Origin of the sequence: Methanoculleus methanifontis (assembly GCF_030464365.1) — an archaeon.
Taxonomy (GTDB): Archaea; Halobacteriota; Methanomicrobia; order Methanomicrobiales; family Methanoculleaceae; genus Methanoculleus; species Methanoculleus methanifontis.
Map to the genome: position 1 here is coordinate 1 of NZ_VCYI01000002.1, position 19,570 is coordinate 19,570.

The following is a 19,570-nucleotide window of genomic DNA, read 5'->3' on the forward strand; positions in this document are numbered from 1 at the left end:
GCTGTTAACATATCAAACTGACGGAAGTTATTAGCCCGGACGTCGATAGGGTTTACCATGCTGGAACGGCAGGAGAAAACGGCACTTGCCGTCCTCGTATGCGTCATCGGGATCGTGCTTGCGGTGCACATCCTCTTCAACGCCGTCGGCCGACCGCTGGTGACGGAGCCGTACTCACCGGAGGTCCCGGACGGGGCGCTGGTTCTCCTCGAAGGAAGTATTGAAGAGATCACGGAGACCTCGACCGGTGGACACCTGATCCTCAGCGTCAACGGCACCACGGTCTTCCTGCCGGAGAACGTGGTTGCCGGGCTCGAACTGCACGAAAACGAGAACGTAACGCTGTACGGGGTTGTTCAGACGTATCGCGGGAAACGAGAGGTGGTGGTAGCCTCCTCCGGGGATATCCAGATCCTGAAATGAACTACTTAGTCTCCGTATAGAAGATATCGGCGTCGCCGGTATCCCCGAAGAGGGGCTGTCCCCGCCGGGACTTCCCGCGGCTTTCTTCCTTCTTCGCAGTCTCCTGTTCAGGCTCCCGGCGGGCGGGGGCCGGGGTCTCGTCGGGCTTCTTCTTCCGCCCCCCCTCCACGCCGGAACCAGAAGGGAGGTCTCCGTCGTTGATCCGCACGCTCGGCATACAGGATAATCGCCTGCCCGGTATATGACTCCTCTGGATCATCCAGCAGCCATATGAGGGTTTTTCCAGTATAACGCGCCTCATCTTTGCCTCCGGTCGGGCGAGGTTACCGGGAGGGAATGAAAAGAATGCACAAGATCGGTTTTCACCGCACGGCGCGCCGTCGCGCGGGCTTTGCACGGCAGAAAATCCAAAAAGCATCATCTCTCCGCACCGGGACATTCGACCATTGCGAGATGGGCGGTATTTCGGACAGGGAGCGGCGGCGCGGGTATCGGGGTCGCGCTCCGGCCCCGGTCATCCGGGAGCGCGGTACCCGCGTTCTACGCCTGCCTCGTCCGGCTCACATAAACCGCTCGAACCGGTCGCGGGAGACCCGGCAGATGGGGCAGGTCTCGGGCGGCTCGTTCCGGGCGCAGAGGTAGCCGCAGACCCGGCACCGCCAGACCGGGTAGTTCAGGGTTCCCGGTGCGCGGCCTGCCGTGGCGCGCTCCTCTTTCTGCCGGTTGCGCTCCGCAGGGGGCGGCCGCCGCTCCGGGACGGGGGCAGCGGCACGCTTCCCGCTCTCCACATCGGCGGTGACGTAGAGCGCGCAGTAGCAGGCCCCGTAATCGGCGAGATCGGGGTCGCGGTAGTCGCAGGGGCAGATCATGTCGAGATCGTCCTCCCGGTCTCCCGAGGCGAGCCTGCAGGGGCAGGAGATGTAACCGTAGCGTTCCCGGTTCGCGAGCAGGCCCCTGACGAGACCGCGGGTGAACTCCCGGTCAGGGTTGAGGTGGTACCCGCCGGCCTCCGCCTCAGTTTCGAGGTCGCGCATGAGCCGGTCCACCTCACGGTCACTCACTGTGTTGGGCACCGATCGCCTCCCGGATCTCTTCCTCCCGGAACCCCACGATCACCTTCGTCTCATCGATGACGACCGTCGGAAACGAGACCTGAGGGTTCCAGCGTTCGACCTCCCGGACCACGCGATCGCGCTCCTCCCCCGCGAGCAGATCCACGTAGACGTACGAGAACCCGACGCCGAGGTCGGTGAGAAGTTCCTTTGTGCGGGCACACCAGCCGCAGGTGCTCAGGGCGTAGAGCATTACCCTGCCGCGGTCGACGCCAGGCACGTGCTGCATCTCTACCAAAAACCTTCCTCCGTCTCACCCCGCTAAGGGAGCCGAAGGTAAGTAGCTTGCCCCGGAGCGGGGAGGGTCAGGAGGAAGCAGGCTTGAGGAGAAGGAACAGGCCGGCGCCGCAGGGGAGAGAGAACAGACGGGGTTTTCCCGTAAAGAGGAATGCCCGGCCAGACGGCCGGGCCCGGGTAACTTCTTATCCTGCCGTGCAGGAAGAAGGGAGTGAGGTGAAAGGAGGCATGAGTCTCAGAAGATTTTCCGGAATCGCGGCCGCGCTCGTGCTCGCGGCATGCATCTGTGGTACGGCCGCCGCACAGCAGACGGGCATCGGCGAGATCGGGACCGTCGCCGCCAACGAGACGGTCACCATCGGCGGGACGACGAACCTCGCCCCCGGCAACCGCCTGCTCGTTGCGGTGACGCCGATCGGGTTCGGCCCGGGGAACGCCTCGGTGCAGGGAGGGACGTCGGGGACGGCCGTCGTGGAGGAGGGGGACGACACCGCGAACTCCTGGTCGTTTGACGTGGACACGACCGGGTTTGAGCCCGGGGAGTACAGCGTGACCGTGGAATGGGTCGAGGGCGACGCCACCGCAAGCACCACCTTCACCGTCGTCGAGGCGGCGGCGGTGACCCCGACACCGACGGTGACCCCGGCCGCCACCACGCCGTCGACGACGACGGTGACGACGACCCCCACGCCGACCGCGGCAGGACCCGCTCTCCCGGCGGCGGCTGCCCTCGTGGCAGGGCTGGCGGGCTACCTGGTGCGGCGGCGGTAGGGGAACGCAGCCATTTTTACCGTTACGCCTAACGACTTCCTTCTCTTCGCGCCTTGCGCGAGCCCGGGTCACCATGACTGTCGCGGGTTAAAGCCCTGGCGTGTCTTTGCACCCAAAACCGCAGGCCTATGGTTAGCGGTAGGAGAGGTGCTTTGTATAGAAGCTTCCTCTTTTCCTCATGCTTCTTAATCTGCTCAACGCAGATCCCGGCTGAAGCAACTCGATATTATACCTCTGTTTAAGAGTATCTCTAACTTCTCTGCGCAGTTTGTCATCTTTGGTGACAAAACACTCTGCCCGGACAAGGATGGCAGTTGTTAACAGAATTGCATCCTGGGTTTCAATCCCCTTACTGCTGAAGATCAGCCACGCGAATATCTCGGAGAAGTTATCTCCGTTCTCTCCAGGCTCATCTGAAAGTGGCACGATTGCGCCATTTTCAAACAATACATCGAACGTACTCTGGATCTTTGCATAGATAGCTTCCGTACATTCATCAGGAATCTCAGGGAAATTTCTCCCGTCACGCCAGCGGGAGATAGGCAGGCCGTTTTTGAAAAGGATTATCGTCCGTAGTTCATCTCTTATGGCAGAAAAAAGCTCGTTTAGGGCGAGATACGATATATAAAAGTCACAAAGAGGTTTTTTATGCTGTTGTGAGATGACCTCATCGATAAACGATATCGACTGCGAATATCTGGCCAGATAGACCTCTTTGAACTCTTCAGATAACCCGTATCGATCGCAAAAAAGAGTTAAAACACCACTGTTGTGCATTACCCAGGGGGCAAGGATATTCGTATCGATGCACCAGATGCGTTGGACGATTGTGATTCCTCCTCAGACTCGTTTTCCAGCCTTCCTCTTGGAGTTCCACAAGCCCTTGATCTGCCCTGCCTCCCCGTTAACAGACGACCTTTGCCTTAACTCATAGTACTTCCCTGTAACGGGGTTGTAGATCCTTTTCTTGGCCATCGCTCTCACATGGTTCTCTCTCACCTACCTTATTATTCGTTTCGCTACTTCAACCTCCTGCCGCAACAGAGTCCTTCCGTACTTCCCGCACACCTCACCGCCGGTCGACGATCCGCTTCGGCCGGCCGGGCGCCCGGTGGAGCTCGAGCCCGCCCGGCGGCGTGACGCTGCAGAGGATCTGCAGCGATCCGTCCTCGTATGCCCCCGAAAGGGCCGGAACCGACCGCAGGAGGGCGGCAAGGAACGTCTCCTCAACCGCCGCCGGATCAACGCGGGCGGGATCGAGACACTCCATGCTCACCCGGAGGACGGTCTCCCCCGCCTCGTCGCCACCGTAGACGAACGCCTCGTACTCCCCGTTCAGGTAGGCCATGTTCTCGGGCGCAAAGACCGCCGCCTCCACGTCCACGCGGTTGAGCGCGATATCCCCGATCCGGATCGTCTCCGCCTCCCGCCGGGGGGAGGCGATCCGCATGTGCGTCCGGCCGCACCCGCACCGCTCCCGGGAGACGACCGAGCAGGTATCCTCCGTATCGTAGTTGATGAGGAGCGTCCCCGCCCTCTTTCCCGGCGCAAGGAGCGTCGTATAGACCAGCCGCCCGGTTTCGCCGTCATGGACGAACCGGTTCATCCCGGGGTCGTAGAGGTCGAAGTGAACCAGATCCTCGGGGACGTGCAGCCCTGCCTGGCGGATGCACTCGCCGCACATCGTCCCCTCGGTGCTCCCGTAGGAGTTGTAGACCGGGCACCCCCAGACCTCCTCCAGGTAACGCCTCGATTCCGGGGCGAAACTCTCGCCCCCGACAACGAGGCGTTTCACGCCCGCGTCCTGTGGCGGGTGCCCTTCCGCCTCCATCCTGCGGGCGAGCCGCAGAAGCTTGAAGACGCTCCCGATCAACGCCGTCGGGCGGTACTGTTCCATCACCCTGACCGGGAAGGTGCACTTCCCCTCCGGGACGATCGCCATCCCGATGTCCCGGGCGGCGAGGGTCATGGTGTTCGCGCCGACGTTCATCCCGTAGGAGGCGCAGACCACCACCCGGTCGCCGGCCTCGAACCCCTGCGATATGAAGAGCCGGGCGTACTTCTCCGCATACCGCTCCCAGTCCTCCCAGGTGAGGAAGAAACTCTTCGGGATACCGCTCGTCCCTGAGGTCTCGTTGACTGTGAAGACCGCCTCCCAGGGGACGCTCTTGAAGCAGAACTCCTCTTCGTGCGGGGGCTGGTACCGCCGGATCGTCGCCCCGGAGATGATGGGCAGATCACGGAGATCCTCGTGCTCCCGGATAGCCTCCGGGCGGATGTTGTGCCGCTCGAACCACCGGCGGTAGAAGGGCGAGTGCTCCCTCGCATACCGGATGGTCAGGCGGATCCGCTCGTCGATCAGCGTATCGAGATCCGATCTTGCAAGCGTCTCCACCGCCGGGTCATGATATCGGTTGCCTGTCATCCGGCCGGGATAGGCGCAGGGGATAAAATAGGTGCCGGGGGATCAGAGCGCCCAGGCGGGAATCTCCAGGGGAACCCCGAGCGCCCAGAGGACGATCGTGTAGAGGCAGATCATCCAGAGCGCCACGCCGATGAGGTCGAGCGCCCAACCGGACCGGAGCAGATCTCTTGCAGTGATGTAGCCGCTCCCGTAGGCGACGGCGTTCGGCGGGGTGGCGACCGGGAGCATGAACGCCATCGAAGCGCAGACCGCGGCGGTCATCATCAGGACGATCGGGTTCAAGCCCATGCTGACGGCAGTGACCGCCATGATCGGCATCAGGACGGCGGCCATGGCCGTGTTCGAGGCGATCTCCGAGGCAAACGAGACCCCCAGCGCCACGATGAGGATCAGGAGGATGACCGGGAGCCCGTGGATGAGCGTGAGCGACTCGACGATCGCCGCGGCGAGTCCGCTCGCGAGGAACCCGTTCGAGAGGGCGATACCGCCGCCGAAGAGGAGGAGGATGCCCCAGGGGATCTTCACCGCCCACTCCCACTCCATCGTAAAGATGCCCTTCTTCGCGTCGACCGGGAGGACGAAGAGGAGGAGAGCACCAAAGATCGCGATGGTGGAGTCCTTGATCCCGGGGAAGATCATGTCCAGACCCGGGACGATGAACCCGCCGATCTCCTTCGTCTGCGCAAAGACCCAGGCGAGGGCGGTCAGGGTAAAGACGATCAGCGTCCACCGCTCCCCGGTGGAGATCGAACCGAGTTTCTCGAGCTCCTCGCGGATGATCTCCCGGGCGCTTGGGAGGCTCGATCCCATCTGCCGGTAGGGAACCTCGATCAGCCAGAGCCAGGCAAGGATGAGGAATATGGCGGCGAACGGGACGCCGAACTTCATCCAGGTGAAGAAATCGATGGTGGGCGCGTCGGGAAAGATCGTCGCGAGCTGGGAGATGAAGATCCCGTTCGGGGGCGTGCCGATGATCGTGGCGATCCCCCCGATGCTCGCGGCGTAGGGGATGGAGAGGAGGAGGCACCGGGCGAGAGCCTGCTCTTTCCTGTCGAGATTCTCAAGGGCTTTGTCGGTCCCGGGAATGATCGTCAGGATGATCGCGACCGCGATCGGGATCATCATCATCGCTGTTGCCGTGTTCGAGATCCACATCGAGAGAAACGCCGTGGCGACCATGAACCCGAGCACCAGGCGCTTCGGGCTCGTTCCCACGAGACGTATGATATGCAGCGCGATTCGACGGTGCAGACCCCACCGCTGCATCGACATGGCGATGATGAACCCCCCGAGGAAGAGGAAGATCACCTCGTTACCGTATGACTCCGCCACTTCCACCGGTGAGAGAACCCCAAGCACCGGGAAGAGAACCAGTGGAAGCAGGGCGGTCGCCTCAAGGGGGATGACGCCCGTGACCCAGAACAGGACCATCAGGATGGTCACTGCCGCGACGGCTTTGGCCTCAGGCGCAAGGATGGTGGGATCAACGGGAATCGCCAGAACCACGAAGAAGACGAGGACTGATGCGATGATAAAGGCGACCCTGCTCATTATCAGAAATAGGAGAAGAAATTATTTAAGTATAAGGAATCGAATTCTGCCGCATTTAAAGAAATTTAAGGAGATTCAGGCAATTAAAAAACCTCTTTTTCTTGACAGGCCGATCCGGACGCAGCTCGAACCGGTCCCGGCGGAGAAGAGCCGTCGCGCCACCGTACCAACTTATATCAGCAGAATCAGCATACGGGATACCATGGCACCAGAGTGGATCCGCAGGCGAGGCCTCGTCATCCTCCTCGCCATCTGCATCGTTGCCCTCTGTGTGGGGCAGGCCGGAGCCCGCGGACCGACGATCCGCGACATCCAGCCCTACGACACGATCTTTGTCTATGAAGAGGGGCTCGACCTCTCGCAACTCCACAACGTGACCACGGATGAACCCGTCACGGAACTGCGGCGATACCAGGACGACAACCCGGACCGTGGGGTCACGAGAAGTATCCCGGTCACTGACGATACCAACTTCGACGTGCAGGAGTTCTTGGTGCGCGACAACTACGGGCCATACTACGCCTTCAACCCCGTGGACGGCAACACAGCGCTCGTTTTCATCCGCGAACCGGAGCTCTTCCTCGACGTGGTGCTCGCCAACCCCCACCACAACGAGCCTCTGGCCGGGCTTACGGTTTCACCGAACACCCGGATCGCGTTCCGGGTAGTCGCCCCTGACGTCGGGGCGTTCTACCAGGTGGACGACGTCTACCCGGCGACGATCGACCTTGTGCTCACCACGCCGGGCGGTGCGGAGACTACCAACATCGGGGGCCTCAACTTTGCGGGGCTAAACGTCAGTTCGACCCGGTTCTACACCGACGACTCGGGCAGGCCGGGCGCAGTCCGCATCGGCGACCTTGGTGCGCCGGGAACCTACTCCGTCCGGGCTGTGTGGAGAACACCGGCGGGGTTCGACGCCTACGCCTCCGACTCCGAGCCGGTGACGTTCACGGTAGCAAACCGCGTCGGGGTGGATACGACGCCGACGCCGACACCGACACCGACACCGACCGTAACGGCCACGCCGACGGAAACCCCGACACCGACGACCGCGGTCCCGACAACTCCGCCCACGACCGAGCCGACGGCAACGGAGACGGTAACACCGGTCACAACCGCGACGACGGAGCCGGCAACCCCGACACCGACCGCAGCGCCGCTTCCGGCCGCCCTGGCCGTAGCAGCGGTTGGCTTCGCTGTCACGCTCACCGGAAGGCGGCGGTAAGGAACGATCAGCAGAACCGGCAGCCGCACCCGCACCCGCCGGCCGCGTCCCTGATGCCGCGGAGGGCGGCAGCCGCCCATTTTACGACGCCCGGATCGGCATCCTCGAGCGCCTCCATGAGTGCCGGAACCGCTTCGGCATCCCCGATCATCCCGAGGGTATAGGCCGCCCACATCCTGAGCCGGGGATCGGGATCATCGAGCGCAGAGAGAAGCGGCGGGAGAGCGTCCCGGCCGAGAGCAGCGAGGTCCGACGCCGCTACCATCCGGTCGGCAGTCTCTCCGTCGCGGAGAGTCCGGACCAGGGCTTCGGGATCCACTCTCATAGAGGCGCCCTCCCCTCTTCCTCCTTTCTGTCGCCCGCAGTTCTGCCGTCAACCGATACGACTGCCGTACCCTCCCGCTCACTGACCGTTACGTTCATGGTCTTGTATCGGCGCGAGAGGGAAAAAAGGCGCTCGTTTTGTACCGAGGTTCACGCGACGCTTACGTTCTCCAAAAAAGGGCTTTGTTGAAATCCTTCACCCAGAGAATGAATTACCTCCAGATCATCCATACCTCACCGACTCACGCGAAGCCGCGAAGTCGCGAAGTCTGGATAGGTATTGACGGCCTCTTTCGCGTTCTTCGCGGCTTCGCGTGAGGCCATGCCCCGACCTCTATTGAAAACCGAGTGTTATCCAGAGGTTGTGGAAAGCATTTCAACAGGGCTCAAAAAAGAATGGTCAGTGGGTCTGCCGGTAGTAGTCCCATGCGTCGACAACGGTTCCGTTTGCAAAGATGCAGACGCCGTACTCGCTGCCGTCGGCGTTCTTCCGGATCTCGTAGGTGTGGCCCTGCTCGATGCACCAGGCTGCTGCCGGGTTAGCGATGCCGGCACCTGTGCCGCACTGCTCACAGACCCACGGGACGGCGAAGATCTCAACCGGAGTGCCCCACTGCTGGATGGTCATGGTGTCGCGGGAGACTTCACCGGCGAAGGTGAGCCGCATCCCGTCGACCTGGTAGCGCTCGTCAAGATCGAGCGGGAGGTAGCGCTCCCCGTCGTCGCCGACGATACCGTAGAAACCGCCCTCGAGGTCGACATAGGTGACCGTCCCGGTCTTCGCAACGTAGGTCGCGTTCCCTGCCCCATCGATGGCGATGATCTCAACGGGGGTGCCCCACTGCTGAATGGTCATGGTGTTCTCCAGCACACGGGCAACGAACGTCACGTTCGTGCCGTCGTCCTGCCAGGACTCGTTCAGGTCGAGCGGGAGGTAGTTGCCGTCGTCGCCGACGAGGCCGTAGAATCCGCCCTCGAGGTCGATGTAGGTGATCGTGGCGTTCCCGGAGACGAGCAGGACGCCTTCAATCAGTTCGATCGACCGGATCTCGACCGGGGTTCCCCACATATGGATCCCCGCTGCATTGTCCTGCACGTCGGCGCTGAACTGCACTGAAAGGCCGTCCTGCCGGTACTCCGCCGGGAGGTCGGCGGGGAGGTAGTTCCTGCCGTCTTCGGTGACGAGGCCGTAGAACCCGCCCTCGAGATCGATGTAGGTGACCGTAGCGTTCGCCGCGACCGTCCGGCGGGTGTCGTTCGCCGCGATCTCGACAACCTCGACCGGCGTCCCCCACTGCTGGATCGTCGCCGTCTCGTTCATGATATCGACGACGAACGCGACGCGGAGACCGTCCTGCCGGTACTCCGCCGGGAGGTCGGCGGGGAGGTAGCGTTCGCCGTCATCGGTGACGATGCCGTAGAACCCGCCTTCGAGGTCGACGTAGGTGACCGTGCCGTTCCCGGAGACGCGATCGGTCGGCTCGTCCTCTTCTCCGGCAGCCATGCACCCGCAGGCGATGACAGCCCCGAAGAGAACGAGGAAGATAACCAGGTAGTTCGGATAGGATCCCGTCATAGGCTTCAACAGAAATACATTACCCCGTCGGGGGTAAGTAGGTTTCTTTAACTACGAAGGAATTCGGACTTATTCGGCTGGTGGGCCATGTATCGGGTGAAAAAAGGATCGAAGAAGAGCGTCAGCGCCCCCCGACGCCGCCGCCCCCAAAACCGCCGCCACCGCCGAACGACCCGCCGCCACCGAATCCGCCGCTGCCGCCGCCGCTCGACGGCGGGGAGTAGAGGACGATCGGGGCAAAGATCACCGGCATGCTCGAGTAGAGCGGCACCCCGACGTCCGGGAGGTTGATCTGCAGGTTCTTCATCGCCTCCTCAACCTTATCGCCGAAACCGAGCGCCGTCCCGTAGACCAGCCACTCCCCCCACATCGAGAGGTCGGCGGGAGAGTACTGCCGGATCAGCGCGAGGTCCGAGAGGAAGTAGGCAAACGCGTTCCACTCGAGTTTCTCCTTGTAATGGTCGCCCTTCCAGAACCCAAACAGCGTCGAGGGGAAGAGGGCCGCGATCCCGACCTGGACCGCGGCGATGAAGGAGAGGATGCCTGCGGGGATCAGGAGATAGGCAGCACCCGGCGTGAAGATGAACGCAAGGATGGCAAGCCCGCACGGGATGGCGCCGAGGAAGACGAGCGGGAGGATCATCGTCCGCCCGTCCTTGATATACCGGTGGGCGAGCGAGGTGTCCACGTCCCGGGTCAGGCCGGCAAATGACTGCTGGTACTGCACGATCCGGCGCTGGTAACCGGGGCTCCGCCGGGCGGTCTTGGCGAACTCCTCGAGTTCGGCGGTATCCACGACGTGATCCTCGGCGATATTGGAGAGGAAGTTGAGCACCCGCTGCTCGTAGGGATCGGTCGACTCCCCCGAGACGATCTGAACCGTGACACCTTCGCCGTCCGGCTTTTCGGCCACCACGATCTTCTTCTGGCGGTGAAGATCGAGGAGCGTCGCATAAAACCCGTTCTCGTCGAACTCAAGCGCGTCACCCTTGAAGAGGAGGTTCACCTGCCAGGGTTTGAGCGCGGTGTTCGGCGTGAAACTCAGGTACTCCGGCACGGTAAACCGCTTCTCCCTGCCGTAGCGGAGGTAGACACCGAGAAGAACGAACGGTATCGCGAGGACGAGGACGGTCGCAAGGGCGTGGAGGATGCTTGCCGCCGCATAGAGTATCGGTGGCCAGCGGTTGGCGTCGGCCGCCTGCTGCCGCACGTCGGGGACGTATTCGGGGAACCCGTCGATCCCTTCCGTGAACACGGGGTCGAGGATCATCTCGATATTCAGCGCATCGTCCTGCGGGGCGGCCCCCGTGACGACGACGGACTCCGCCGTCCGCTCGACCTCAAGGGTCGGGGGATGCGTGTAGACCTCCTCGATCTGCCCGGCGAACGGCAACGTGACCCGGAGATTGCGGAAGGGAACGTGCTCGTCCACGAGTTTCAAGTTCAGGTGCGCCCACTCCTCGTCGTACTCAATCGGCGGCCGGACGATGTAGCGGTACTCCACCGTATAGGTGCCCGGGGCGAAGTAGCCGGGGTTGAAAAGGCCCACCTCGTTATCGAACGAAAGACTCCGGATCGTCGCGATATCGGACGGGGTCGCGCTCCCTGCGGTCGGACGCACCTCACCCCGGTCGTCTTTGACGTAGCCGACGGTTCCGGGCGGGGCGGTCATCCCGACAAACTCGATATGCGGCCGATCGGTTGCGGAGAAGGTGAGCGGTGCGTCCCAGTAGCGAAAGAGCATCCGGTACTCGCCTGCAGCGCGGACGTCATAGGTGTAGCGCTCGATGAGGGTTCCGTTCTGGTAAAAGACTGCGTCATACTGCTCGACGTCCAGGTCCCCCCGGAAGAGAGCAGGGAGCGCATTCGCTCCAACGACCGCCAGCACCCCGATAACCAGGGTGACGGCGAGGAGGGTGAGTATCTGCTGCCGCTCAGTTATCCGCATGGTTCATCAGAACGCTATCGTCGGGACCTGCTCGATCTCCTCGCCGAACTCCAGGTACTCGAGTTTCTGAAAACCCATGACGCCGGCAATCAGGTTCGAGGGAACCGTGTCGGTCATGGTGTTGTACTGCTGGGCGATGTTGTTGTAGGTGTAGCGATGCCGGGCAATCTCGTCCTCGACACCCTTGACCGCACCCATCAGGTTCTGCACCGTCTGGGAGGTCTTGAGGTCGGGATAGTTCTCCGCGACGGCGAGCAGCCGCCCGAGAACCGACCGGGACTCGCGCTCGAGTTCGTTCAGGTCACCCGGGCCGGCGCTGCCGATACGTGCTCGCATCTCGGTCACCCCGGTCAGGGTCTCCTTCTCGAAGGCCGCGTAGCTCTTCACCGCGCCGAGGAGCTGCTCGATCATGTCCAGCCGCTTCTTCATCGCGACCTTCACCTGCCCAACCGTTGCTTCGGCGGAGTTTTTGAGGGAGAAGAACCGATTGTATATGCCGATTGCTGCCGCCGCGACGCCGATGACGACCAGCACCACGACGACGATAAGGACAATGGAGATGATGTCCAACGTTGTCACCAGTACTCTATGTGCCCCGCGGCGTATTTAAGGGGTGACCCTTAAATCCGCGCGGGGGAGCGGGAAAAACACCGGTACGGAAGAGATTGGTGGTTCCGCACGATGACCGCTTTTCACGGAAAACCCGGCTGCTGTCCGATCTCTTCGCCGGAACTCACCATCGCCACGACGTTGCCGTCCGCGTCCCGCAGAAGGGCGTTGCGCCAGAGGATCGGCTGCTCTCGCCCGTCACGGGTGACGACCGGGCTCTCCTCGAACGGCGGAGGTTCGGCACCGGCGGCCACGAGACGGTTGAAGTTCTGCGCGAGCCGCTTCCGCAGGCGTTCCGGGACGACCGTCGCAAACCAGTTCTTTCCAGCGAGATCTTCTTCGGAGTATCCCAGGACCTCGCTCGCCTTCCGGTTGACAAGGTCGATTGTGCCGTCCGCCCCGATCACCGCGATCATCACGCCTGCCGCCTCCAGGTATCCCTGCGCCCGGTCAAGCTCGGTGATCAGGAGAACCTCCGCGGCGGCGCGATCGGTGACGTCCTCGGCGATCCCGAGCATGTACTTCAGCATGCCCCGTGAGTTGAAGATCGGGATCTTCTTCGCGGAGAGCGTCCGCCCGCCCGGAGTCCGGATCTCCTTTTCAAGGGCAGCCGACCGCTCCACAAGTTCCCGGTCGCCGTCGGCGAAGAACGTCGCCATCTCCGGCGGGAAGATCTCCGCTGCCCGTTTTCCCGCCATCTCATCCCGAGTCATCCCCAGAAACGTCTCTGCGGCCTGATTCGAGAAGATGAACGTGTTCCCCTCCACTTCCCGGACAAAGACCATGCTCGGGATGTTATTGACCACCGAGTAGAGGAACGACTTCCACTGGGCCACCCGCTTTGCAGCGCGCGCCCGTTCGGTGACGTCGCGGCAGACCATCCGGTAGCCGGTGAAGTCGCCGATCACGTCGTAGATCGGTGTTGCGCTCACCTCGAGAACGACAGGGCTCCCATCCCGGTGGAGCATCGTCCATTCAAAGAGGACTCGCGGTCTCGGTTCGGCGAGGAGCGCGGCAAACTGCTCCCGAACCGGTTCCGCCTTCTCCGGGGTCATGAAGTCGCAGGGGGTCTTTCGGAGCATCTCTTCGGGTGCGTAGCCGAGGATCTCCCGGCTTTTGGGGCTGACATACATGAATGTGCAGCCTTCGTCGACGTTCAGGATCAGGTCGCTGATGTTCTCGACGAGGCTCCGAAAGAGGAGCTCGCTCTCGCGCAGGGCCTCTTCCGCCCGCCGGCTCTCGGTGATGTCCTCAAGGATGATGGTGACGCCCGGCGCCCCGTCGTTGAAGACGGTGGGAAGGAACTTGATCCGGAAGAAGAGTTCCTCATCGTGTCGCAGGAACCGGAGTTCTTCAGTGACCTCGCGGCCGTCCAGGGCTTCGGTGATCCGGCTCCGTATCAGCGGGTGGTCGAATGCAGCGAGCGGCGACGTCTCGATGCTGCTCCCGATGATATCGTCTCGTTCCCTCCCTGCAAACGAGCAAACGGCGTCGTTTGCCTGGACGAACCGACGGTCCCGGTCAAGCACCAGCACGAGATCTGATGAGAAGTTGAGCATGGCGGCGATGGGAACCCTCTGCGAGAGGTAGAAGACCTTGGCCTTCCCATAGGTCTCCATCTCCACCTGACCCGATACCAGGAGGACGTCGAGGTACCGGGAGACGGTGTTCCGATTGATCCCGACGGCGGCGGCAAGATCGGAGACCGACATGCCGCGAGGGCGCTCTTTCAAGGCTCGCAGCAGGAGAGAGAGGGCGTCGGTAGTGGAATCCATGTGCGAACAGTGTTTCGCGCCGGGAGATATAGGGTTTTGCAGTGTTGCATGCTGTGTGGCTACGCACAACGCCACCCCACAATGCAAGGCAATGAGCGAAAACAATATATAGCAATCAGATCAACTCATGATCCCCAGAGTCGAGAGACGGGGAATCTCTCTGACAACCCGGACCGCACAGGCACGGCGGCCCGGACCGGCGCAAGAACGGCTGGGACCGGTGAACACAACATTCACCACGCTGATTGCATCAACGTCACGATGCACCGGGATACCCGGTGCGCACAGGCACACCTCTCTAAACACTCATACCGGCACGGTGGAATGCGGCACCGGGGCGGGCGGCACAACCGCTCCGGGACGCGCCGCAGACACCGCATGGTTATCACACACCCTACAATACCATTTACATTTTTTGCTCTCTCTGCAAGGTAACTGAAAACAGAGAGCGATATCCACCCTCAGCAGAACGAAAACTCGTTACGCGAGCAGGCATGCCGAGATCACCGGGAGAAACAGCGTAACCTCCACCCGAGACGGAGAGAGACGCTCTTTCATGGAAAAGAGGCGGACGGCGTCAGGATGGCGCCGAGAGAAGCGACCCGAGCGCCCGGGGGAGATCCTCTTTTGCCGTGACCACGGCCGCGGACTCTTCGAGCATCAGGTTGACGAGTTCGTGGTGGCCGGCGATCCGGAAGTCGGTGCGGAGCGCGACGACCCGTTTGCCGAGAGCATACGCGTACCCCATCTCCCAGGATGTCCCTGAATCGGCGTCTGCGCCGTCGATGACGGCGACGACGGTGTCGACGTCCTGGAGCGCCGCGGTGTGCTGCGCAAAGATGGCCTGGTGCTCCTCCCGGCACCGGGTGTGGCTGGTGTCCCCCACCTCCTGGGGGAGGTAGACGTCGAAGAGGTGCGCTTCGAGGAGTTCCTGGAGTGCGAGGTTGTAGGCCACCTCAGCCTCCGAGAAGAGCGGGGCCGCGAGGTAGACCCGGTAGCGGGCGAACTCTTTCACGTCGATCGCCGGGATATCCAGGAACCGGGCGAGAAACGCCCCTCGCCCGGGCTGTTTCTCCGACGAGTAGTAGGTGGCGTTCACCCCACAGGTCGGGGAGGAGTCCACCCCGACGATGGCGAGCGGCGGCTCTCCGCGCTCCCGTATCACGGCACGGACCTCCGCCTCGAGCCGGTCGAGGAGCGCGGCGAACTCATCGGTCGCGAACCTATCGAGGAATGACCCCGGTTCCCGGTCGGCGCCGAGGGAGATCGTCTCCGGGCAGGGGAGTGGAACCATCTCGATCGAGAAGCGCCGGCAGCGCTCTATGACGCGGTTGAAACAGCGAATGTCCTCATCGGTCGTTATCCCGCGGGCGCGGCACGCAGGATTCTGGATGCAGGGAGCGACGAGCACGTACATTGATAGTACCTCGACGGCGTACCATAACAAGACAGATGATACCGCTCTACGCCTACCGGGACGACACCTGCGATCCCCGGAAATGCACGGTGAAGAAACTCGCCCGGCGCGGGCTTCTCCGGATCGCAACAAGCATCGCAAAGATCCCCCGTCAGACCCTCCTCCTCGACCCGACGGCGGAGCAAGCGGTCTCTCCTGCCGACCAGAACCTCCCCTCGATAACGGCGCTCGACTGCTCCTGGGAGGTGCTCGATACCGGGGCCGTCGCCTCCTGGCGCAACCGCCGGGCGCTCCCCTTCCTCGTGGCCGCAAACCCGGTGAACTTCGGCCGCCCGTTCCGGCTCACCTCGGTGGAGGCGCTTGCCGCGACGCTCTACATCATCGGCGAGAAAGAGCAGGCACATGACATCCTTGCCCCATTCGGGTGGGGGCTCCGGTTCCTCGAGGTCAACGCCGACCCCCTCGAGGACTACTCGCAGGCAAAGGACAGCGCCGAGGTCGTCGCTCTCCAGGCGCTGTATATGTGATGCACTCCGGGTCGGCCGGGGGATACCGAGCGACAGAGTCTCACGCGAAGACGCGAAGACGCGAAGTCCGTGTGGTTGTTGACGAACCCCTTCGCGTTCTTCGCGGTTTCGCGTGAATTCGTGGCGTATGGATGGTAACCGGAACCGCCGGCCCTTCCCCGCGCGACACGTTTTTATGTCTGGAGCCTTCTGTTGACGTTCAAGGATCGGAGGTTACCGGATCATGGATACCGAACGAGAGAGGGTGCTCCTCGCGGCGGCCCACGCCGTGACGTTCAAGCCCGACTACATGACCGTCGACAAGCTGGAGGCGGCGACCCGCGGGCACGGGGCGCTCGTCATCCCCGCGTTCGCCGCGGCGAACTCGCTCGCGGAGGACATTTTTTGCAACATCGGCGCCCCTGAGATGCATCTTATGAACATGACGGTGGTCGACGCCTCGGCCCCCCACCTGCCGCTTGACTCGATCATCGGGAAGGCGGTGGATGAAGCGAAGCGCGGTGGGGCGGAGCCGGCGAACGCGGCCCTGATCGTCGCGACACTCGCCTACTTCTCGGGGAGCTGCGCCCGCGCCGGCGTGCCGCTCGGGAACCGGAAGCTCGGCGCCATCGCCCGGATGCACGCCGGCGGCGACCGGACGAGCGCCATCGCCCTGACGACGAACAAGTTTACCCACCGCGTCCCGGCGTTCCCCGCCTACCTCGCGATCTACGAGGCCCTGATGGAGAAGAAACTGACCCGGCTCGACGGCGCGGTCCTGCCGCCGTTCGTCGCCGGCGGCGGCGTCATGGGCCATGCCTCACTCGGCGAGGACTACAACATCCCGGAACTCGCGAGAAACGCCGCGAAGGTCGGGACCGAGGCGATGATGCGGAGCATGGAGGGTGCCGGGACGACCCCCTACCCCCTCTGGCCGGCCCTGATCGCGGCGGCGGTGACGATGGAACTCGTCCACCCGGACGCCCTCCTCGGGGAGGAGTTCGGAAAGTTTGGTGAGGTCGACTCCGCCTACCTCGCCGGGAAGGGGGCCGTCGAGGCGGCGAACCTCCCGGAGAAGCTCCACATGCGGGGAACCGGGGAGGAGTACGACACCGCCCGGATCGTCGGCGACTTCGGGCTGATCTTAAAAGACGTCGGCGGGCCGTCGGTGATCGGGTCCATGGTCACGAACGAACTCTTCGCCGGGTTCCAGGAGTCCGCCGTCATCGGGGCCGGGTTCTCCGGCGGGCCGGCGAACGTCCCGCTCGGCCACCTCGCCGGCGACATCCTGCCGGCGCTCCGGCTGCTGCTTGCAAACGGCGGCGACGTCGAGGCAACCGCAACGGCGATCCGGGACTACAAGATGCAGTCCTTCATCGACCCGGAGCTCGCCCTCTGCGGCCTGAACACCATCGTCCGGAAGGCGGAGGTCGTGAACCGGGGTTCGGTGACGGAGGCCTGCACCCGGGCGAGCGAGCCGGTGCGGGACCGGGCGATCTACCGGCGGGCGGCGAAGGTCTACGAGGTGCTCAAAGCGGGGAAGTCGCTTGAAGAAGCGGCTGCCGCCCTCGACGACGAGCGGAGATCCCTCGTCGAGCGCCGCGGCTCCGCGGCCCTCTCGGGGTTCGCGGGAAAAGAGATCACGTTCCGCTTCACGGAGATCGCGCCCCATGGACGGAGGACCGACCCGTTCACCGCGAAGTATTGGGGGTTCGACCCGAAGGTCTCCTACGACATCACCATCGACGGGAAGGACTACCATATCGAGAACCTCACCGCCCGGGTGATCCCGGAGTACGCGCTCGAGGGGAAGGGGCGAGACGACCCCAATATGGGCACCGCCATCTTCGTCGGCGCCGTCCTCACCCAGGAGATGCAGTATATCGGGCAGACCATCATCAACATGGTCGTACCGGCCGCGGTTGCGGCCGCCCTCGGGACCGAGCCTTCCGAAGCGGCGAAAAAAGCTGCAAAGGGCGCACACCTGACGAACGCCATCTCGGGTGGCCGGGAGGCGGCGGAGAAGGTCGCGGAACTCGCGCAGACGGTCTATGCAGGCCTCAGCACGCCGCTCGAGGGAGTGGAGTGAGGAACCCGGCGGCGGGTATGAGAGTCCTCGTCATCGACCCGGCATGCGCGGGGATTGCAGGGGATATGCTCCTCGCATCCCTCATCGACCTCACCGGTGAGTCCCGCGCACTCGATCCGCTTGCGGATGCGATCCGCCACCTCGATCTCTGCCGGGAGTTCACCTACGAGGCAAAAGCCGTGGATGCCGGCGGGATCGCGGCGACCCGCCTCGTGATCGAGATCGAGGAAGAGAGGGCAAGCGATCTTCTTGAGGCAGCTGCCGCAGCCGCGGGCGCGGCCGGGCTCACGGATGCCGCACGCTCCCGGGCGATTGCGGCCATCGGCGACCTCGCCGCCGCCGGGTCTTCGCAGCACGCGATCACGCCGGTGGAGGCGATCTTTTACGTCATCGGGACGATGCTGCTGCTCGACCGGGCGGGGTTCTTCGAGGGGTCGATCGTCGCGACACCCCCGGTGCTCGGCGGCGGAGCAACCCCGACGGATTACGGCGAGATCCCGGGGCCCGCGCCCGCAACACTCGATATCCTCGCCAGACACCGGTTCCCGTTCGCCTCCGCACCCGTCGACGTCGAGCTGACCACGCCGACGGGAGCGGCCCTGCTCGCCAACCTTGCGGAACGTGCCGTGAACCCCTACCCGGCCATGGTTCCCGTCCGGGTCGGTTACGGCACCGGCACCCGGGGGATTCCGGGACGGCCCGACCTGCTCCGGGTGGTGGAGGGGGAGAGCCTTCCCCCAGGCGAGGACCGGATGGTCATCCTCGAGACGAACCTCGACGACATTCCCGGGGAGGTGATCGGCTACACGATCGAGCGCCTCTTTGCCGAGGGGGCGGTGGACGTCTTCGTCACCCCGGCGCTCGGAAAGAAGAACCGGCCGGTCAACGTCGTATCGGTGATGGTTGCGGCAGGAGCGGAAGACCACCTGGTCCGGGTCCTCATGGAAGAGACCGGGACGCTCGGGGTGCGCGTGCACGAGTTCCGGAAGGTGGTAGCCGTCCGGAAGAAAGAGACGGTGCCGGTCAGTCTCGGCGGCAGGGTGTACCCCGTCCGGGTGAAGACCTCGACTATGAACGGGGATCTTATTGCAGAAAAACCAGAATACGACGACATCTCCGCGATAGCGCGGGAGCAGGGCATCTCCTTTCGGTTCGTGGACGAGGAGGTCAGGTTACGCATATCGGAGTGGAAAAGAGCGCGCACCGACGCTCAAGAGGGTGCAGGGGGTGGATGCCCACCCGACCGCCCAAACGCGGTAAATCCCGCACGCGACGAGTGAGTGCGAGCACATCCCACCGGGACGTGCCCCACTCGCGTCTACAGTTCTCTCATGTCACCGGGGTAATAGTTCCCCAAGATATTAGATGATGCATACGATATTTATACAATTCTATTTCGTATCACCGATCAACCCCCGTTTTTGCCTCAATTTGCCAAACAACATTCGAGAGGCCGGGTATTTCCCCCCGCAGGATTATTGCGTCACGGCTCCTGAATTGAAAAAACGAGAAAATGGCGGCGTAATGAGAAGACAGTCGTTTTTTGCCGTCAGACGGGCGGCTTACACCAGAAGAGGCG

The 19,570-nt window shown here is 63.1% G+C and carries 19 protein-coding genes; 6 read left to right on the forward strand and 13 right to left on the reverse strand.

Annotated features, from left to right (window positions below):
- Positions 1–57: 57 nt before the first annotated feature.
- Positions 58–423 (forward strand): hypothetical protein, encoded by a 366-nt coding sequence (locus tag FGW20_RS01390; protein WP_301676327.1) that lies wholly within the window; start codon positions 58–60, stop codon positions 421–423.
- Position 424: 1 nt separating this feature from the next.
- Here FGW20_RS01390 and FGW20_RS01395 read toward each other — a convergent pair whose 3' ends face one another.
- The 3 genes from FGW20_RS01395 to FGW20_RS01405 form a co-directional block, all read right to left on the reverse strand.
- Entirely contained in the window at positions 425–640 is a 216-nt protein-coding gene (locus tag FGW20_RS01395) for a hypothetical protein (protein ID WP_301676328.1), read from the reverse strand.
- Positions 641–983: 343 nt separating this feature from the next.
- Positions 984–1,457 carry a ferredoxin-thioredoxin reductase catalytic domain-containing protein gene (locus FGW20_RS01400; RefSeq protein ID WP_301676329.1) on the reverse strand — a complete coding sequence of 158 codons (474 nt, stop codon included), beginning with the start codon at positions 1,455–1,457 and terminating at the stop codon, positions 984–986.
- Between the two features lie 19 nt (positions 1,458–1,476).
- Positions 1,477–1,764, reverse strand: a complete 288-nt coding sequence (locus FGW20_RS01405) for a glutaredoxin family protein (RefSeq protein ID WP_301676330.1) — start codon at positions 1,762–1,764, stop codon at positions 1,477–1,479.
- Positions 1,765–2,000: 236 nt separating this feature from the next.
- Here FGW20_RS01405 and FGW20_RS01410 point away from each other — a divergent pair, with 236 nt between their 5' ends.
- The gene (locus tag FGW20_RS01410) at positions 2,001–2,543 is read left to right on the forward strand and encodes a hypothetical protein (RefSeq protein ID WP_301676331.1); all 543 of its coding nucleotides are present in this window, start codon (positions 2,001–2,003) and stop codon (positions 2,541–2,543) included.
- 132 nt (positions 2,544–2,675) lie between these two features.
- On the opposite strand, the gene FGW20_RS01415 is transcribed toward FGW20_RS01410, so the two are convergent.
- From FGW20_RS01415 to FGW20_RS01430, 4 genes are all read right to left on the reverse strand, one after another.
- On the reverse strand, positions 2,676–3,320 hold the full coding sequence (locus FGW20_RS01415; RefSeq protein WP_048112966.1) for a PIN domain-containing protein: 645 nt from the start codon (positions 3,318–3,320) through the stop codon (positions 2,676–2,678).
- A gap of 63 nt (positions 3,321–3,383) precedes the next feature.
- Positions 3,384–3,542 carry a hypothetical protein gene (locus tag FGW20_RS01420; RefSeq protein WP_301676332.1) on the reverse strand — a complete coding sequence of 53 codons (159 nt, stop codon included), beginning with the start codon at positions 3,540–3,542 and terminating at the stop codon, positions 3,384–3,386.
- Between the two features lie 70 nt (positions 3,543–3,612).
- Positions 3,613–4,968 (reverse strand): coenzyme F390 synthetase, encoded by a 1,356-nt coding sequence (gene ftsA, locus FGW20_RS01425; RefSeq protein ID WP_301676333.1) that lies wholly within the window; start codon positions 4,966–4,968, stop codon positions 3,613–3,615.
- Positions 4,969–5,010: 42 nt separating this feature from the next.
- Positions 5,011–6,519 (reverse strand): SLC13 family permease, encoded by a 1,509-nt coding sequence (locus FGW20_RS01430; RefSeq protein ID WP_301676334.1) that lies wholly within the window; start codon positions 6,517–6,519, stop codon positions 5,011–5,013.
- A gap of 202 nt (positions 6,520–6,721) precedes the next feature.
- Between FGW20_RS01430 and FGW20_RS01435 the strand changes: the two genes are divergently transcribed.
- Positions 6,722–7,747: a DUF3821 domain-containing protein gene (locus FGW20_RS01435; RefSeq protein WP_301676335.1), complete on the forward strand. Its 1,026-nt coding sequence runs from the start codon at positions 6,722–6,724 to the stop codon at positions 7,745–7,747.
- A 7-nt stretch (positions 7,748–7,754) separates the two neighbouring features.
- On the opposite strand, the gene FGW20_RS01440 is transcribed toward FGW20_RS01435, so the two are convergent.
- The 6 genes from FGW20_RS01440 to FGW20_RS01465 all read right to left on the reverse strand — a co-directional run bounded on the left by FGW20_RS01440 (position 7,755) and on the right by FGW20_RS01465 (position 15,396).
- A complete protein-coding gene (locus FGW20_RS01440; protein ID WP_301676336.1) occupies positions 7,755–8,072 on the reverse strand; it encodes a HEAT repeat domain-containing protein in 318 nt (105 codons plus the stop codon).
- 399 nt (positions 8,073–8,471) lie between these two features.
- Entirely contained in the window at positions 8,472–9,647 is a 1,176-nt protein-coding gene (locus FGW20_RS01445) for a putative hemolysin (RefSeq protein ID WP_301676337.1), read from the reverse strand.
- Between the two features lie 121 nt (positions 9,648–9,768).
- Positions 9,769–11,595, reverse strand: a complete 1,827-nt coding sequence (locus FGW20_RS01450; protein WP_301676338.1) for a DUF2207 domain-containing protein — start codon at positions 11,593–11,595, stop codon at positions 9,769–9,771.
- A gap of 6 nt (positions 11,596–11,601) precedes the next feature.
- Entirely contained in the window at positions 11,602–12,177 is a 576-nt protein-coding gene (locus FGW20_RS01455; RefSeq protein WP_301676543.1) for a LemA family protein, read from the reverse strand.
- Between the two features lie 110 nt (positions 12,178–12,287).
- The gene (locus tag FGW20_RS01460) at positions 12,288–13,979 is read right to left on the reverse strand and encodes a PAS domain S-box protein (RefSeq protein WP_301676339.1); all 1,692 of its coding nucleotides are present in this window, start codon (positions 13,977–13,979) and stop codon (positions 12,288–12,290) included.
- Between the two features lie 577 nt (positions 13,980–14,556).
- Positions 14,557–15,396, reverse strand: a complete 840-nt coding sequence (locus tag FGW20_RS01465) for a nucleoside 2-deoxyribosyltransferase (RefSeq protein WP_301676340.1) — start codon at positions 15,394–15,396, stop codon at positions 14,557–14,559.
- 35 nt (positions 15,397–15,431) lie between these two features.
- Between FGW20_RS01465 and FGW20_RS01470 the strand changes: the two genes are divergently transcribed.
- The 3 genes from FGW20_RS01470 to larC2 all read left to right on the forward strand — a co-directional run bounded on the left by FGW20_RS01470 (position 15,432) and on the right by larC2 (position 19,271).
- On the forward strand, positions 15,432–15,923 hold the full coding sequence (locus FGW20_RS01470; protein WP_301676341.1) for a DUF367 family protein: 492 nt from the start codon (positions 15,432–15,434) through the stop codon (positions 15,921–15,923).
- A 223-nt stretch (positions 15,924–16,146) separates the two neighbouring features.
- The gene (locus FGW20_RS01475; RefSeq protein ID WP_301676342.1) at positions 16,147–17,991 is read left to right on the forward strand and encodes a hypothetical protein; all 1,845 of its coding nucleotides are present in this window, start codon (positions 16,147–16,149) and stop codon (positions 17,989–17,991) included.
- A 17-nt stretch (positions 17,992–18,008) separates the two neighbouring features.
- The gene (gene larC2, locus FGW20_RS01480; RefSeq protein WP_301676343.1) at positions 18,009–19,271 is read left to right on the forward strand and encodes a nickel pincer cofactor biosynthesis protein LarC2; all 1,263 of its coding nucleotides are present in this window, start codon (positions 18,009–18,011) and stop codon (positions 19,269–19,271) included.
- The last annotated feature ends 299 nt before the right edge of the window (positions 19,272–19,570 follow it).

What these genes read in the sequence shown, in the direction of transcription:
- FGW20_RS01400 (WP_301676329.1), bottom strand. Translation starts at nt 1,457, where the DNA reads ATGCGCGACCTCGAAACTGAGGCGGAGGCCGGCGGGTACCACCTCAAC.
- FGW20_RS01450 (WP_301676338.1), bottom strand. Translation starts at nt 11,595, where the DNA reads ATGCGGATAACTGAGCGGCAGCAGATACTCACCCTCCTCGCCGTCACC.
- FGW20_RS01465 (WP_301676340.1), bottom strand. Translation starts at nt 15,396, where the DNA reads ATGTACGTGCTCGTCGCTCCCTGCATCCAGAATCCTGCGTGCCGCGCC.
- FGW20_RS01475 (WP_301676342.1), top strand. Translation starts at nt 16,147, where the DNA reads ATGGATACCGAACGAGAGAGGGTGCTCCTCGCGGCGGCCCACGCCGTG.
- FGW20_RS01440 (WP_301676336.1), bottom strand. Translation starts at nt 8,072, where the DNA reads ATGAGAGTGGATCCCGAAGCCCTGGTCCGGACTCTCCGCGACGGAGAG.
- FGW20_RS01390 (WP_301676327.1), top strand. Translation starts at nt 58, where the DNA reads ATGCTGGAACGGCAGGAGAAAACGGCACTTGCCGTCCTCGTATGCGTC.
- FGW20_RS01430 (WP_301676334.1), bottom strand. Translation starts at nt 6,519, where the DNA reads ATGAGCAGGGTCGCCTTTATCATCGCATCAGTCCTCGTCTTCTTCGTG.
- FGW20_RS01395 (WP_301676328.1), bottom strand. Translation starts at nt 640, where the DNA reads ATGCCGAGCGTGCGGATCAACGACGGAGACCTCCCTTCTGGTTCCGGC.
- FGW20_RS01470 (WP_301676341.1), top strand. Translation starts at nt 15,432, where the DNA reads ATGATACCGCTCTACGCCTACCGGGACGACACCTGCGATCCCCGGAAA.
- FGW20_RS01405 (WP_301676330.1), bottom strand. Translation starts at nt 1,764, where the DNA reads ATGCAGCACGTGCCTGGCGTCGACCGCGGCAGGGTAATGCTCTACGCC.
- FGW20_RS01460 (WP_301676339.1), bottom strand. Translation starts at nt 13,979, where the DNA reads ATGGATTCCACTACCGACGCCCTCTCTCTCCTGCTGCGAGCCTTGAAA.
- FGW20_RS01435 (WP_301676335.1), top strand. Translation starts at nt 6,722, where the DNA reads ATGGCACCAGAGTGGATCCGCAGGCGAGGCCTCGTCATCCTCCTCGCC.
- FGW20_RS01445 (WP_301676337.1), bottom strand. Translation starts at nt 9,647, where the DNA reads ATGACGGGATCCTATCCGAACTACCTGGTTATCTTCCTCGTTCTCTTC.
- ftsA (WP_301676333.1), bottom strand. Translation starts at nt 4,968, where the DNA reads ATGACAGGCAACCGATATCATGACCCGGCGGTGGAGACGCTTGCAAGA.
- larC2 (WP_301676343.1), top strand. Translation starts at nt 18,009, where the DNA reads ATGAGAGTCCTCGTCATCGACCCGGCATGCGCGGGGATTGCAGGGGAT.
- FGW20_RS01410 (WP_301676331.1), top strand. Translation starts at nt 2,001, where the DNA reads ATGAGTCTCAGAAGATTTTCCGGAATCGCGGCCGCGCTCGTGCTCGCG.
- FGW20_RS01415 (WP_048112966.1), bottom strand. Translation starts at nt 3,320, where the DNA reads ATGCACAACAGTGGTGTTTTAACTCTTTTTTGCGATCGATACGGGTTA.